The following is a 335-nucleotide window of genomic DNA, read 5'->3' as shown; positions in this document are numbered from 1 at the left end:
GCCTTTCCGCGCGCCGCGCCGTTTCTGTTCTTTCCCTTCGCGCCCACCGTCTCCGCGCTGATCATCCTGCGCCTGGGCTGGGGCAGGGCGGCGGCGGCACGGCTGCTCGGCGCCTATCGCCCGGTGCGCGGCGACATTTCGTGGCGACGGGCGGGGCTGATCTACGCTTGCCTCACCGCCATGCTGGTCGCCGCCGGCACGCTGAGCATCGTTGCCGTCTATTTCGCGGCGCCCGGGGACATCTTCGGCGCCGTCACGCGGACTTTTCATTTCGACGACTGGCGACTGTTCCTCTCGGCGCTGCTGGTCGGGCTGTTCGCCAATCAGGGCGGCCT

Annotated in this window: 1 protein-coding gene; it reads left to right on the top strand. The window is 69.6% G+C overall.

What is annotated here, in order from left to right; translation table 11 throughout:
- Positions 1-335 (top strand): hypothetical protein (locus tag R5H29_RS07090; RefSeq protein ID WP_332328969.1); only part of this gene is annotated, 335 nt, incomplete at both ends.

This window comes from Stenotrophomonas sp. A3_2 (genome assembly GCF_036624925.1).
GTDB classification, from domain to species: Bacteria; Pseudomonadota; Gammaproteobacteria; order Xanthomonadales; family Xanthomonadaceae; genus Stenotrophomonas; species Stenotrophomonas hibiscicola.
The sequence above is the reverse complement of the archived record's forward strand: the minus strand, read 5'-3'. Positions and strand labels throughout refer to the sequence as shown.